This is a genomic window from Mesorhizobium sp. P160927 (genome assembly GCF_057766385.1).
This window is the reverse complement of record NZ_JBYMDW010000001.1, coordinates 3,750,725-3,763,608: the sequence shown is the minus strand read 5'-3', so window position 1 is coordinate 3,763,608 and position 12,884 is coordinate 3,750,725. Positions and strand designations below refer to the sequence as shown.

The 12,884-nt window shown below is 62.3% G+C and carries 12 protein-coding genes; 4 read left to right on the top strand and 8 right to left on the bottom strand.

Features of this window, described 5'->3' with window-relative positions:
• Complete coding sequence (locus AC3CB8_RS18225; protein ID WP_352563121.1) at positions 1-624, top strand: glutathione S-transferase family protein; 624 nt, start codon at positions 1-3, stop codon at positions 622-624.
• A 241-nt stretch (positions 625-865) separates the two neighbouring features.
• Here AC3CB8_RS18225 and alaS read toward each other — a convergent pair whose 3' ends face one another.
• Entirely contained in the window at positions 866-3,532 is a 2,667-nt protein-coding gene (alaS, locus tag AC3CB8_RS18220) for an alanine--tRNA ligase (RefSeq protein WP_352563120.1), read from the bottom strand.
• A gap of 271 nt (positions 3,533-3,803) precedes the next feature.
• Positions 3,804-4,904, bottom strand: coding sequence for a recombinase RecA (gene recA, locus AC3CB8_RS18215; protein WP_013895892.1), 1,101 nt, complete (start codon positions 4,902-4,904; stop codon positions 3,804-3,806).
• A 281-nt stretch (positions 4,905-5,185) separates the two neighbouring features.
• Between recA and AC3CB8_RS18210 the strand changes: the two genes are divergently transcribed.
• Positions 5,186-6,130 carry a carbohydrate kinase family protein gene (locus tag AC3CB8_RS18210; protein ID WP_023783862.1) on the top strand — a complete coding sequence of 315 codons (945 nt, stop codon included), beginning with the start codon at positions 5,186-5,188 and terminating at the stop codon, positions 6,128-6,130.
• Between the two features lie 77 nt (positions 6,131-6,207).
• The gene (locus AC3CB8_RS18205; protein WP_023783861.1) at positions 6,208-7,125 is read left to right on the top strand and encodes a pseudouridine-5'-phosphate glycosidase; all 918 of its coding nucleotides are present in this window, start codon (positions 6,208-6,210) and stop codon (positions 7,123-7,125) included.
• Positions 7,126-7,311: 186 nt separating this feature from the next.
• Here AC3CB8_RS18205 and AC3CB8_RS18200 read toward each other — a convergent pair whose 3' ends face one another.
• Positions 7,312-7,635, bottom strand: coding sequence for a TfoX/Sxy family protein (locus tag AC3CB8_RS18200; RefSeq protein WP_023783860.1), 324 nt, complete (start codon positions 7,633-7,635; stop codon positions 7,312-7,314).
• Between the two features lie 90 nt (positions 7,636-7,725).
• Here AC3CB8_RS18200 and AC3CB8_RS18195 point away from each other — a divergent pair, with 90 nt between their 5' ends.
• The gene (locus tag AC3CB8_RS18195) at positions 7,726-8,223 is read left to right on the top strand and encodes a GFA family protein (RefSeq protein ID WP_023773193.1); all 498 of its coding nucleotides are present in this window, start codon (positions 7,726-7,728) and stop codon (positions 8,221-8,223) included.
• A gap of 454 nt (positions 8,224-8,677) precedes the next feature.
• On the opposite strand, the gene sufA is transcribed toward AC3CB8_RS18195, so the two are convergent.
• From sufA to sufC, 5 genes are all read right to left on the bottom strand, one after another.
• Positions 8,678-9,058: a Fe-S cluster assembly scaffold SufA gene (gene sufA, locus AC3CB8_RS18190; protein ID WP_023773196.1), complete on the bottom strand. Its 381-nt coding sequence runs from the start codon at positions 9,056-9,058 to the stop codon at positions 8,678-8,680.
• Positions 9,059-9,158: 100 nt separating this feature from the next.
• Positions 9,159-9,551 (bottom strand): SUF system Fe-S cluster assembly protein, encoded by a 393-nt coding sequence (locus AC3CB8_RS18185; protein WP_023773197.1) that lies wholly within the window; start codon positions 9,549-9,551, stop codon positions 9,159-9,161.
• A 5-nt stretch (positions 9,552-9,556) separates the two neighbouring features.
• Positions 9,557-10,801 (bottom strand): cysteine desulfurase, encoded by a 1,245-nt coding sequence (locus tag AC3CB8_RS18180; protein ID WP_023795090.1) that lies wholly within the window; start codon positions 10,799-10,801, stop codon positions 9,557-9,559.
• A gap of 5 nt (positions 10,802-10,806) precedes the next feature.
• The gene (gene sufD / locus AC3CB8_RS18175; RefSeq protein WP_352563119.1) at positions 10,807-12,075 is read right to left on the bottom strand and encodes a Fe-S cluster assembly protein SufD; all 1,269 of its coding nucleotides are present in this window, start codon (positions 12,073-12,075) and stop codon (positions 10,807-10,809) included.
• A gap of 40 nt (positions 12,076-12,115) precedes the next feature.
• Positions 12,116-12,871, bottom strand: coding sequence for a Fe-S cluster assembly ATPase SufC (gene sufC / locus AC3CB8_RS18170; protein ID WP_023773200.1), 756 nt, complete (start codon positions 12,869-12,871; stop codon positions 12,116-12,118).
• Positions 12,872-12,884: the final 13 nt, after the last annotated feature.

Here is a 12,884-nt window from a genome sequence, read left to right as displayed (position 1 = left end):
ATGGGCAAGCCGGTCGTCTACGGCGCGGACTACAGCGTCTATGTACGCATCGTCCGGCTTGCGCTCGAGGAGAAAGGCATTGCCTACGACATAGTGCCGGTCGACATCTTTGCAGAAGGTGGCGTGCCGGAATGGTACGGCAAACACCATCCCTTCGGCCGCATCCCGGCCTTCGAGCATGATACTTTCCGCCTGTTCGAGGCGAGCGCGATCGCTCGCTACGTCGACGAGGGTTTTGCGGGCCCTGCTCTCCAGCCGACCGATCCGCTCGCCCGCGCAACCATGAACCAGATCATCGGCATACTCGACGCCTATGCTTACAGGGCGATGGTATGGGACGTCGCCGTCGAGCGGCTGCAGAAGACGGAGCCGGACGTGGCTTTGATCGCCAATGGCCTTCGGCAAGCCGAGACGGTGCTCAAGGTGTTGACGTCACTGAAGGCACAAGGCCCATGGTTGCTCGGCAACCAGCTGACGCTTGCCGATCTGCACGCGGCGCCGATCATCGCCTACTTCGTCAAGGTTCCAGAAGGGCACAACTTGCTGACGCAGTTTGCAGGCATCTGGGATTTGTATTTGCGAATGGCTGGCCGCCTGAGCTTCGTGCGTACCGAAAAAGCGTAATTCGAGGTGAGCTTCCTCCACGTCAGCGCCGCCCCTCATTGCCCTGCCGGGCCTTTCTCTCCGTGAACGGGGAGAAAGAGGCTGGTCGCATTGCCGGCGCTCTCCTGCAACGAGGGCGATTGGCGAAGGCCGCGACGAAAGCGCCCTTCTCCCCGTTCAACAGGGAGAAGATGGCGGCAGCCAGACGAGGGGCGGCGCTGCCCTAAGAGAAAGGATTTCGCCTAGCCCCACGCGTGGGTAGCTACGCTGCTTCCAGCGCCGCCCTCACTGCCGCGATCGCATCATCGGCCTTCGACGCATCCGGGCCGCCGGCCTGGGCCATGTCGGGGCGGCCGCCGCCGCCCTGCCCGCCCAATGCGGCGGAGGCCACGCGAACAAGGTCGACGGCGCTGAAGCGGCTGACGAGATCATCGGTGACTGCGACCACGACGCTCGCCTTGTTGTCCTCGCCGGCGCCAACGAACACGACGACGCCAGAGCCCAACGAAGTCTTGCCCGCGTCGGCCAACGGTTTCAGGTCCTTCGGCGAGACACCTGACACCGCCTTGCCGAGGAAGCCGACGCCAGCGACAATCTCGTTGGCGGCAGGAGCATCGGCAGGCGACCCGCCGCCCAGCGCCAGCTTCTTGCGCGCTTCGGTCAAGTCCTTCTCGAGCTTCTTGCGCTCCTCGAGCAGCGCTTCGACGCGCGCTGGCACATCCGCGGGCGATATCTTAAGCGTCGCCGCCGTGGTCTTCAGGCGTCGGTCCTGCTCATCGAGATGCCTGCGCGCGGCTTCGCCGGTCAACGCCTCGATGCGGCGCACGCCGGCGGCGACAGCACCATCCGAGACGATGCGCACCAGGCCGATATCGCCGGTCGCCCTGACATGCGTGCCGCCGCAGAGCTCGACCGAATAAGGCCGGTTGGCCTTGGCGCCATGCAAGCCCGTGCCCATCGACACGACGCGCACCTCATCGCCATACTTCTCGCCGAACAGCGCCATCGCGCCCTCGGCAATGGCGTCGTCGACCGACATCAGGCGCGTGGTCACCGGGCCATTCTGCACGACGATCTCGTTGGCCATGCGCTCGACCTCTTCCAGCTCCTGCGCGGAGATCGGCTTGTTGTGCGAGATGTCGAAGCGCAGACGCTCGGGTGCGACCAGCGAGCCCTTCTGCGCGACATGGGTGCCCAGCACCTCGCGCAACGCCTCGTGGATCAGGTGCGTCGCGGAGTGGTTGGCGCGCAGCCTGGAGCGCCTGGCATGATCGACCTTCAGTTCGACCGCGGCACCCGCCCTGACCATGCCTGCGACCACCTTGCCGAGATGCACGAAAAGGCCATCGGCCTTCTTCTGCGTGTCGGAAACCTCGATCGAGAAGCCCTCGCCCGAGATCATGCCGGTGTCACCCATCTGGCCCCCGGACTCGCCATAGAAGGGCGTCTGGTTGACGACCACGGCGACCGCATCGCCCTTGCCGGCGCTGTCGACGGTCTTGCCATCCTTGACCAGCGCCTCGATGAGGCCTTCCGCCTGCTCGGTTTCGTAGCCGAGGAATTCGGTGGCGCCGGTCTTTTCACGCACGGAAAACCAAACCGTCTCGGTGGCGGCCTCGCCGGACCCGGCCCAGTGCTTGCGCGCCTCCGCCTTCTGCTGCTCCATCGCATTGGTGAAACCGGCAAGGTCGACCGAGATGCCGCGCTGTCGCAGCGCATCCTGCGTCAGGTCGAGCGGGAAACCATAGGTGTCGTAGAGCTTGAACGCCGTTTCGCCATCGAGCATGTCGCCGGCGCCGAGCTTCTCCGTCGCCTCGGAGAGCAGCCCGAGGCCACGCACCAGCGTCTTGCGGAAGCGGGTCTCCTCGAGTTTCAGGGTCTCGGCAATCATCGTTTCGCCGCGTGCCAGTTCGGGATAGGCCTGGCCCATCTCGCGCACCAGCGCCGGCACCAGCTTCCACATCAGCGGCTCGTTCGCCCCCAGCAACTGCGCATGGCGCATGGCGCGGCGCATGATGCGGCGCAGCACATAGCCGCGGCCTTCGTTCGACGGCAGCACGCCGTCGGCGACCAGGAAGGAGGACGAGCGCAGATGGTCGGCAATGACGCGGTAGGACGCGACCGTTTCGGCGTCGGGCGCGCGCCCAAGTGCCGAGGACGCCGCATCGATCAAATGACGAAACAGGTCGGTCTCGAAGACGCTCTCCACCCCTTGCAGGATGGATGCCATGCGCTCCAGGCCCATCCCTGTGTCGATCGAAGGGCGCGGCAGGTCGACCCGCTCCTCTTTCGTCACCTGCTCGTACTGCATGAACACCAGGTTCCAGAATTCAAGGAAGCGATCGCCGTCTTCCTCGGGACTGCCGGGAGGCCCACCCCAGATGTGCCCGCCACGATCGATGAAGATTTCCGAGCATGGTCCGCAAGGACCGGTGTCGCCCATCGCCCAGAAATTGTCCGAGGTCGGGATGCGGATGATGCGATCGTCGGAGAAACCAGCGATCTTCTTCCAGAAGCCGGCCGCCTCGTCGTCCGTGTGATAGACGGTGACCAGCAGCTTGTCCTTCTTCAGCCCGAACTCCCTGGTGATGAGGTTCCAGGCAAGCTCGATGGCACGCTCCTTGAAGTAATCGCCGAAAGAGAAATTGCCCAGCATCTCGAAGAAGGTCAGGTGGCGCGCGGTATAGCCGACATTGTCGAGATCGTTGTGCTTGCCGCCGGCGCGAACGCTTTTCTGAGCTGTGGTGGCACGCGAATAGGGTCGCTTCTCCAAACCGGTGAAGACGTTCTTGAACTGCACCATGCCGGCATTGGTGAACATCAATGTCGGATCGTTGCGCGGCACCAGCGGGCTCGAGGCCACGACCTCGTGGCCCTCCTTGCGGAAATAGTCGAGAAAGGTCGACCGGATCTCGTTGACGCCACTCATGGATACTGCCTTTTCAAGAGAGCCGCCGGCCGGACCGGCGGGAGATGGCTCTGTATTTTCTAGAAGATGGAGTTGGCCTTTTAGCCGTAGCTCTTGACCCTGTCCAGAAACACGGAATTAAGCCAATTCGCGCTTTGCACCGGCACTTGCGGGGCCGCCCAAACGAAAACCGCCAGCGCGATGGCCGGCGGTTTGGAACGCGTTACTACAGAACTCTGTTACTTAAGCATCGGGTAATAGGCTGGATTTATGGCCAAACTCCGGCCGTTGCCTACATCGCGCCGGCTTCGTCCTCAAAACCGTCGTCGCCATTGCCCTCGGAGCCACCATTTTCGAGGAATTTTTCGGCGATCAATCCGGCATTCTGCCTGAGCGCCAGCTCGATCTCGCGCGCGGTGTCGGGATTGTCGCGCAGGAACAGTTTCGCATTCTCGCGGCCCTGGCCGAGACGTTGCGAATTGTAGGAGAACCAGGCGCCCGATTTCTCGACCACGCCGGCCTTGACGCCAAGATCGACCAGTTCGCCGGTCTTGGAGACGCCCTCGCCATACATGATGTCGAACTCGACCACCTTGAAGGGCGGCGCCAGCTTGTTCTTGACCACCTTGACGCGGGTTTGGTTGCCGACGACCTCGTCGCGATCCTTGACCGAGCCGATACGGCGGATGTCAAGGCGAACCGAAGCGTAGAATTTCAGTGCGTTGCCGCCGGTCGTGGTTTCGGGCGAACCGAACATGACGCCGATCTTCATGCGAATCTGATTGATGAAGATGACCATGGTGTTGGAGCGCGAGATCGAGGCGGTCAGCTTGCGCAACGCCTGGCTCATCAGGCGGGCCTGCAGGCCCGGCAGCGAATCGCCCATCTCGCCCTCGATCTCGGCACGCGGCGTCAGCGCCGCCACCGAATCGACCACCAGCACGTCGATGGCGCCGGAACGCACCAGCGTGTCGCAAATCTCCAGCGCCTGCTCGCCGGTGTCGGGCTGCGAGATCAGCAGGTTTTCAAGATCGACGCCGAGCTTGCGGGCGTAGACCGGATCGAGCGCGTGTTCGGCATCGACGAAGGCGCAGATGCCGCCCTTCTTCTGGGCTTCAGCCACGGTGTGCAGGGCCAGGGTCGTCTTACCGGAGCTTTCCGGCCCATAGATCTCGATGATACGGCCGCGCGGCAAGCCACCGACGCCGAGCGCGATGTCGAGACCGAGCGAGCCGGTCGGCACCGTCTCGATCTCGACGACCTGCTCGTTGGCGCCGAGCCGCATGATCGAGCCCTTGCCGAAAGCCCGCTCGATTTGCGACAGCGCCGCATCCAGAGCCTTTGATTTGTCCACTGCCTTATCCTCTACCAGCCGCAAAGAATTCTGAGCCATGATACATCACCCCTTGGTCGTCAATGAAGGCCGGACAATCCGTAATCCCTGCCATTTTGTACCTTTTTTGTTCTCATTTGGCAAGGGGTGACAACCAACTGAAAAACAAGCGATATTGCGATTTGTTCTTTTTTTGTCTCGCAATCCCGGGCATGAACGGGCTGCGCATTGGGCCAGACGGCTCGATCGTATCGCCCGGCCGAATCGCCGACCCGCATGCGGAGCTCTGTCGCGCACTCTAGCGCTTGTGCGGCTGCAACAACAAAGGTCATATCGCCGCCATGGTGAAATCCCCGAAGATACTAGCCGTGGGCGGCGCCCATATCGACCGGCGTGGCCAGGTGTACGGTCCCTACGTGCCGGCCGCCTCCAACCCCGGCACGATGCGCGAGGATGTCGGCGGGGGCGTCTTCAATGCGTTGCGCAGCATGGTGCGGCGCGGCGTGTCGGCCTCCCTGTTGTCGATGCGGGGCGGCGATGCGTCGGCCGATACGGTTTCACGGGCCATCGCCGAGGCAGGCATCGCTGATCTTTCGGCGGTGTTCCTCGACCGTACCACGCCGAGCTACACGGCATTGATCGATCGCGAGGGCGAATTGATCGTCGGCTTTGCCGACATGGCGCTGTATGACCTGGCTTTTCCCAAACAGATCAGGCGTTCCAAGATACGCCAGGAGGTGGCCGCCGCCGATGCCATCCTGTGCGACGCCAATTTGCCGTCGGCCGCCCTGGAGCGGCTGCTGTCGCTCGCCGCCGGCAAACCGGTTTTCGCCATCGCGATTTCGCCGGCGAAGGTAACGCGGCTGATACCGGTTCTCGGCGGGCTGGCCCAGCTCTTCATGAACCGGCGAGAGGCCGTCGTGCTGGCAGGCGTCAATGCAGGGGCCGCCGAGCGGGAAATGGTCGATGGGTTGCGGTGCAGCGGCCTTGCCCGCGGCGTGGTCACGGCCGGTAACGGCCCTGTGCTGGGTTTCGACGAGGCAGGCGCCTTTTCGATCCTGCCGCCTGTCCCCAGAAAAGTCGCCGATGTCACCGGCGCCGGCGACGCGCTGGCAGGTGCGACGGTCGCAGCACTGCTGCGCGGCCTGCCACTGCGCCAGGCCGTGCGCGAGGGCGTCGCCGCGGCAACGCTGGCCATCGAAAGCGCCAATGCAGTGCCCGAATTCACCGCGGCGAGCTTCGCGGAAGCGCTGGCCCTTGTGCCGGATGCCAGGGAAGTGGCATGAGACCGGCAAATTCATAACGCGCATCGAAGCCACGCTTTCCTGATGGATGCGCCGCACTCCGGATTGGAGATCAGAGAATGACGCCAGAGACCGCTCGCCCCTTCATCGATATCCACGTACCGGTGGCGCAGGCCCTGGCCGCCGGGCGCCCGGTGGTGGCGCTCGAAAGTACCATCATCACCCATGGCATGCCCTACCCCGACAATGGCGCCATGGCGGCCAATGTCGAAAAGATCATCTCTGACGGCGGCGCGGTGCCTGCAACCATCGCGGTGGTCAACGGCCGCATCAAGATCGGGCTTTCGGACGGCGAACGCGAATCGCTGGCGATGACCGGTGACGCCATGAAGCTGTCGCGCGCCGATCTCGGCTTCGCCGTCGCGCAAGGCCGCACCGGTGGCACCACCGTCGCCGCTACCATGATCGCCGCTGATATGGTCGGGATAAAGGTGTTCGCCACCGGCGGCATTGGCGGCGTGCACAAGGGGGCGGAAAAGAGCTTCGACATCTCGGCCGACCTCGATGAATTGGCGCGTACACCGGTCATCGTCGTCTCGGCCGGCGCCAAGGCGATCCTCGACATCGAAAAGACGCTGGAAGTGTTGGAGACCCGCGGCGTGCCCGTGGTCGGCCATGGCTGCGAGACGATGCCGGCCTTCTGGTCGCGGCAGTCACCGTTCCGGGCGCCATTGACCTTGCACAGACCGGAAGATATCGCGCATTTCTACCGGACACGCCTCGCTCTGGGCTCGGGCGGCGGCATGCTGATTGCCAATCCCGTGCCGGAATCCCACGAAATCCCCGCTGAAGAAATGGCGGGCTACATCGAAGCCGCCCAAAAGGCGGCCGAAGCCCTCAACGTCACCGGCAAGGCCGTGACGCCGTTCCTGCTGGGAAAAATCCTCGAACTCACCGGCGGCCGCAGCCTGAAGACCAACATCGCGCTGGTCGAGAACAATGCAAGGCTGGCGGCTGAGATCGCCAAGGCGCTGTAGGGTCTGCCAAGAAAGTCCCCCCTCATCCGGTTTGCCAAGGTCGAATTACCGGGAGCAATTCGGGGCAATCCGACCTCTCCCCGAGGGGAGAGGAGCTTGCAGCTTCAACGCAAACCTCTTCTCCCGGCGGGGAGAAGGTGGCCGCGAAGCGGCCGGATGAGGGGGTGGCCTCGCGCTGGCGGGAGCCTACTTCCCCGCCCGCCGCCCAGCCTCATAGGCGCGTCGCGCCCACACCGTCATTTCGTCGGGATCGTCGAAAGCGCTGTCGGGAATGCTCCAATAGGGCATTGCGACAAGCTTGCCGTGGCGAGAGCCGGTGTAGGTCCATTGCCGGCAGCCCGCGGCTTGGAACTCCGATGCGCTCTGCTCGTCGGCTTTCAGCAGCAATTCGCCGCGCAGCACGATGGCGACGATGACGCCGTCGAAATAGATGCCCTTGCCGCCGAATAGTTTTCGGATGCTGACCGGACCGAGGCCGTCGAACAGTTCTGCTATGCGCTCATTGTCCATGCCGCGATCATGTCACCGGCATTTGGCCTTGTCATCGCCGCAACCAAAATCATGCTGACAGGTTGTGACTATCCTGTCGGAGTTTTTGCCATGCCTGTGCTGCTCAAGGGGTCCTGTCGCTGCGGCGCCGTGCGTTTCGAGGTGGAAAGCCACACACCCGTGCCATTCATGCTGTGCTACTGCTCGATCTGTCGCAAGCAGCAGGGCGGCGGCGGCTTCGCCATCAATCTCGGCGCCGTCAACGACACGCTGAACATCAGAGGCAAGAGCAATCTCGGCGTCTATCGCGCCGAGATCGAGGATGACGAGCATCCCCACTGCGAGATCTCGACCGGGGAGCGCAATTTTTGCCGCAAATGCGGGTCGGCGCTCTGGCTCTACGACCCAACCTGGCCAGAGCTGGTGCATCCCTTCGCGTCGGCGATCGACATCGACCTGCCCAAGCCGCCGGAGAAGGTGCATCTGATGCTGAAATACAAGGCGAACTGGGTCGAGCCTGATGTCGGACCGAGCGACAAGGTGTTCGAGGTCTATCCCGAGGAATCGATCGCCGACTGGCACAAGCGGACCGGCATGTGGGTTGAGTAGCGATTTCCACTACAAGAAGAATCATGTTCCTAGAGCGCTTTGATCATCCTGTAGAGCCCGCCAAAAGCGGCTATCAAACCAAAAATGGTTGAAATTCCAAGCAGTACAGCCATATCGATTCTATCTGCCTTGAACGCGTAAATTCCAAACAAACCGGTAACGGCTGGAATACACAACTCGAACGCAACGTACATGAGCATAATATTTACTGGTATAGGTTTACACAATATATGTAAATCAAGAGACATCCGTATCTCTCTGTTACTCAAATTCATGTCCAAAAATAGATTACGCTTAGCGTATCGGTAAACACGGTGGTACGCGAAATAGGCAAACGCCATTATTAATAGCGATGCGAAAACCAGTGGTACGATTTGGCTGTCCATGGAAATTCGCCTCAAAAGCCATCAAATTCTGACACCGGCAAATTATACAATGGTGCGCTGGCCGCGCTTCAGGCCGTGGCGCGCGCCTCGGCCAGCGCTTTGAGATCGGCCGGCTTCAGTTCGACGGATTCGCCGCAGCCGCAGGCCGAACTCTGGTTAGGGTTGTGGAAGGTGAAGCCGGTGCGCAACGTCGTCTGCTCGAAATCCATCTCGGTGCCGAACAGGAAAAGGGCGGCTTCCGGCGCCACATAGACATGGGCGCCATCGCGCTCGATATGGTCGTCCTTGGTGTTGGGGTCGGTCACCAGGTCGACCGTATATTCCATGCCGGCGCAGCCGCCCTTCTTGATGCCAAGGCGGATGCCATGCGCGTTTTCGCGCGTGGCGACGATCTCGCGCACCCGGTCGGCGGCCTTATCGGTCATCGTGATGACGGCAAAGCGTCCCATGTTTTCCTTCTCCATTCCATGCAGGTTCAAGGCCTGCCGAATGATTCCTCACCTAAAATGGTGAAGTTTTACCACTGGCGCAAGTGTGCCAGGTTCGGCGCTAGTACCAGCCCACCGCCACCTGCGCCTCTTCCGACATGCGGTCGGGCGTCCAGGGCGGGTCGAAGGTCATATTGACCTCGACGCCGGAGACGCCCTCGACGGCGCCGACGGCATTTTCCACCCAGCCAGGCATTTCGCCGGCCACAGGGCAGCCGGGCGCGGTCAGCGTCATGTCGATCTTGACCGAGCGGTCGTCCTCGACGTCGATCTTGTAGACGAGGCCAAGCTCGTAGATATCGGCCGGGATTTCCGGGTCGTAGACCGTCTTCAGCGCCGAGACGATGTCGTCGGTCAGCCGTGCCAGCTCATCGGCGGGGATGGCCGAGGCGGAAACGACGCTGTTGCCGGCGGCTTCCGGCGTAGCTTCGGTGGTGGTGCTCACATCATCCATGGTCGTCATCCGAAGAATTTGCGCGCTTTTTCAAGCGCCTCGGCCAAAGCGTCGACTTCGGCCCTGGTATTATACATGCCGAACGATGCCCTGCATGTGGAGGTTACGCCAAAGCGTTTCAACAGCGGCTGGGCGCAATGGGTGCCGGCACGGACCGCCACGCCTTGCCTATCTATCACCATCGACACGTCATGAGCATGAATACCCCTTAGTTCGAAGGAGATGATGGCGCCCTTGCCGGGTGCGTCGCCAAAGATGCGCAGCGAGTTGATGGCGCGCAGGCGTTCGTGGGCGTAGGTCTTGAGGTCTTCCTCATGCGCGGCGATGCGCTCACGACCGACAGAGTCCATGTAGTCGAGCGCGGCGCCCAACCCGATCGCCTGGACGATCGGCGGCGTGCCGGCCTCGAAGCGATGCGGCGGGTCGTTGTAGGTGACGATGTCTTCCGTCACCTCCTCGATCATCTCGCCGCCGCCCATGAAGGGCCGCATGCCGGCGAGACTATCCTTCTTGCCGTAGAGCACACCGATGCCCGAGGGACCATAGACCTTGTGGCCGGTGAAGACGAAGAAATCGCAATCGAGATCCTGGACGTCCACGGCCATGTGCACCGCGCTCTGGCTGCCGTCGACAAGCACCGGAATTCCACGCGCATGCGCGATGCGCACGATCTCCTTGATCGGTGTCACCGTGCCCAGCGCGTTCGACATTTGCGTGATGGCGACGAGCTTGGTGCGGCTGGTCAGCCGTTTCTCGAATTCCTCGATATGGAAGACGCCGAGATCGTCAACCGGCACCCAGACCAGCTTGGCGCCCTGCCGCTCGCGGATGAAGTGCCAGGGCACGATGTTGGAATGGTGCTCCATGATCGACAGCACGATCTCATCGCCCTCGGCGATATTGGGCATGCCATAGCCATAGGCGACGGTGTTGATGGCCGACGTCGTGTTGGAGGTGAAGACGATGTTATCGGTGCTTGGCGCGTTGAGGAAACGGCGCACCGTTTCCCGCGCCTTTTCGTACGCGTCGGTGGCGGCATTGGACAGGAAATGCAGGCCGCGGTGGACGTTGGCGTATTCCTGGCTGTAGGCGTGCTGGATCGTGTCGAGCACTACCCGCGGCTTTTGTGCGGAGGCGCCATTGTCTAGATAGACCAGTGGCTTGCCATAGACTTCCCGCGACAGGATCGGGAAGTCGCGGCGGATCGCCTCGACGTCGTAGAAATCTCCAATCTTGCCCGGTGCGTTCATCAGCTTCACCCGTGCGTCACAAACCACTCATCGAGCTTCGCTTCCAGCGCCTCGACAATCGTCTCGTCGTCCAGTTCCTCGATCACCTCGGCGACGAAGGCTTTGACCAGCAGACCGCGCGCGCTCTTTTCGTCGACACCGCGCGCCATCAGGTAGAACAGATGGTCGTGGTCGATCTCGGTCACCGTCGCGCCGTGGCCGCAGACGACGTCGTCGGCGAAAATCTCGAGTTCGGGCTTGGTCGAGAACTCGCCGTCGTCCGACAGCAACAGCGTGTTGCAGGCCATCTTAGCGTTGGTCTTCTGCGCATATTGATGGACGTTGATGCGGCCCTGGAAGACGCCACGCGCCTTGCCGGTCACCACATTGCGGACGATCTCCGTCGAGGTCGTGTGCGGCACGGCGTGGTCGAGCACCATGGTCACGTCAGTGTGGGTGTCGCCGGCGAGCAGGTTGATGCCGCGCAATTGGAAGTCGGCGCCTTCGCCTGTCGTCCTGACCATGATCTCCTGGCGCACAAGCTTGCCGCCGGCGTTCATGACGAACAGCGTCAGTTTCGCGTTCTTGCCGATATGGGCCTTGAACTGTGCCAGATGCGTCGCCGTCTCCGGCTGCTCCTGCACGATCAGCCACGTTACCTCGGCGCCTTCGCCGAGCACGAGTTGGCTGACAGAACTGACCAGCGCCGCGCCATCACCTGCCTGACGCTCGACGATGACGGCCTTGGCGCCGGCGCCGGCGCCAACGGCCAAGCGCACATGGGTCTGGCCGCCGGCCTGCAAATTCTGCAGCTCGAACGGCTTTTCCAGTTCGGCGCCATCGGCGATGTCGATGAAGTAACCGTCGGCGACGAAAGCCGTGTTCAGCGCACCGATGGCATCGTCATTGCCATAGGGATCCAGGCCCGGCGCGATGCTGCCGTCAATCAGCTTTTCCGACAGGCGCTGGACGCTGACGCCCTCGACAACCGGCGCCTTGGCGCTCGATACGCCGTTCAACAGGCTCAGAACCGTCGAACCTTCAACGATTGGCGCAATCGCTTTCGCCGCCGCGGCCGGGTCGAACTCCGGCACCGCGCTCAAAAGGCGGCGCAGGTCGGTATAATGCCAGGATTCGATGCGTCTCGTCGGCAAGCCGTGCTTGATCGTTTCGATGGCGTCGTCGCGCTTCAGCATTACCGCGCCGTCGCCCGGCAACAGCGACAGCCTGTCGCCGAACGCGTCGATCAACGCGGTCTCGGCCGGTGTGCGCTGCGGTTGTGAATGCATATTCATCAGCTTTGCCCCGTCTTTTGGCACAAAATGACCTGGCATCTCACGCGGCTTCGCCGATCACACCGGCATAGCCATTGGCTTCGAGGTCGAGCGCCAGGGACTTGTCGCCCGACTTGATGACCTGGCCCTTGTAGAGCACGTGCACGCTGTCGGGCACGATGTGCTCGAGCAGGCGCTGGTAGTGGGTGATGACCAGGAACGCCCGGTCCGGCGCGCGCAACGCGTTGACGCCGTCCGAGACGATCTTCAGCGCATCGATGTCGAGGCCGGAATCGGTCTCGTCGAGCACGCAGAGTTTCGGCTCCAGAAGCTTCATCTGCAGGATCTCGGCACGCTTCTTCTCCCCGCCGGAAAAACCGACATTGAGCGGCCGCTTCAGCATCGCCATGTCCATGTTGAGCGAGGCGGCGGCTTCCTTCACGCGCTTGAGGAATTCCGGGATTTTCAGCGGCTCTTCACCACGCGCCTTGCGCTGCTCGTTCATGGCCACCTTGAGAAATTCCATGGTCGCGACGCCCGGTATCTCCATCGGATACTGGAAGGCGAGGAAAATTCCCGATGTAGCGCGCTCGGCCGGATCCATTTCGAGGATCGACTGGCCGTTGTAGAGGATGTCGCCTTCGGTCACCTCATAGTCCTCGCGGCCGGCGAGGATGTACGACAGCGTCGACTTGCCGGAGCCGTTCGGGCCCATGATCGCGGCGACCTCGCCGGCTTTCACCGTCAGGTTCAGGCCGCGGATGATCTCGGTGCCGTCATCGACGATGCGGGCGTGCAGGTTCTTGATCTCAAGCATTCTTTGTTTCCTG

Excerpts from the sequence above, each read along its gene's own strand:
- AC3CB8_RS18225 (WP_352563121.1), top strand. The coding sequence starts at position 1 with ATGGGCAAGCCGGTCGTCTACGGCGCGGACTACAGCGTCTATGTACGC.
- alaS (WP_352563120.1), bottom strand. The coding sequence starts at position 3,532 with ATGAGTGGCGTCAACGAGATCCGGTCGACCTTTCTCGACTATTTCCGC.
- recA (WP_013895892.1), bottom strand. The coding sequence starts at position 4,904 with ATGGCTCAGAATTCTTTGCGGCTGGTAGAGGATAAGGCAGTGGACAAA.
- AC3CB8_RS18210 (WP_023783862.1), top strand. The coding sequence starts at position 5,186 with ATGGTGAAATCCCCGAAGATACTAGCCGTGGGCGGCGCCCATATCGAC.
- AC3CB8_RS18205 (WP_023783861.1), top strand. The coding sequence starts at position 6,208 with ATGACGCCAGAGACCGCTCGCCCCTTCATCGATATCCACGTACCGGTG.
- AC3CB8_RS18200 (WP_023783860.1), bottom strand. The coding sequence starts at position 7,635 with ATGGACAATGAGCGCATAGCAGAACTGTTCGACGGCCTCGGTCCGGTC.
- AC3CB8_RS18195 (WP_023773193.1), top strand. The coding sequence starts at position 7,726 with ATGCCTGTGCTGCTCAAGGGGTCCTGTCGCTGCGGCGCCGTGCGTTTC.
- sufA (WP_023773196.1), bottom strand. The coding sequence starts at position 9,058 with ATGGGACGCTTTGCCGTCATCACGATGACCGATAAGGCCGCCGACCGG.
- AC3CB8_RS18185 (WP_023773197.1), bottom strand. The coding sequence starts at position 9,551 with ATGGATGATGTGAGCACCACCACCGAAGCTACGCCGGAAGCCGCCGGC.
- AC3CB8_RS18180 (WP_023795090.1), bottom strand. The coding sequence starts at position 10,801 with ATGAACGCACCGGGCAAGATTGGAGATTTCTACGACGTCGAGGCGATC.
- sufD (WP_352563119.1), bottom strand. The coding sequence starts at position 12,075 with ATGAATATGCATTCACAACCGCAGCGCACACCGGCCGAGACCGCGTTG.
- sufC (WP_023773200.1), bottom strand. The coding sequence starts at position 12,871 with ATGCTTGAGATCAAGAACCTGCACGCCCGCATCGTCGATGACGGCACC.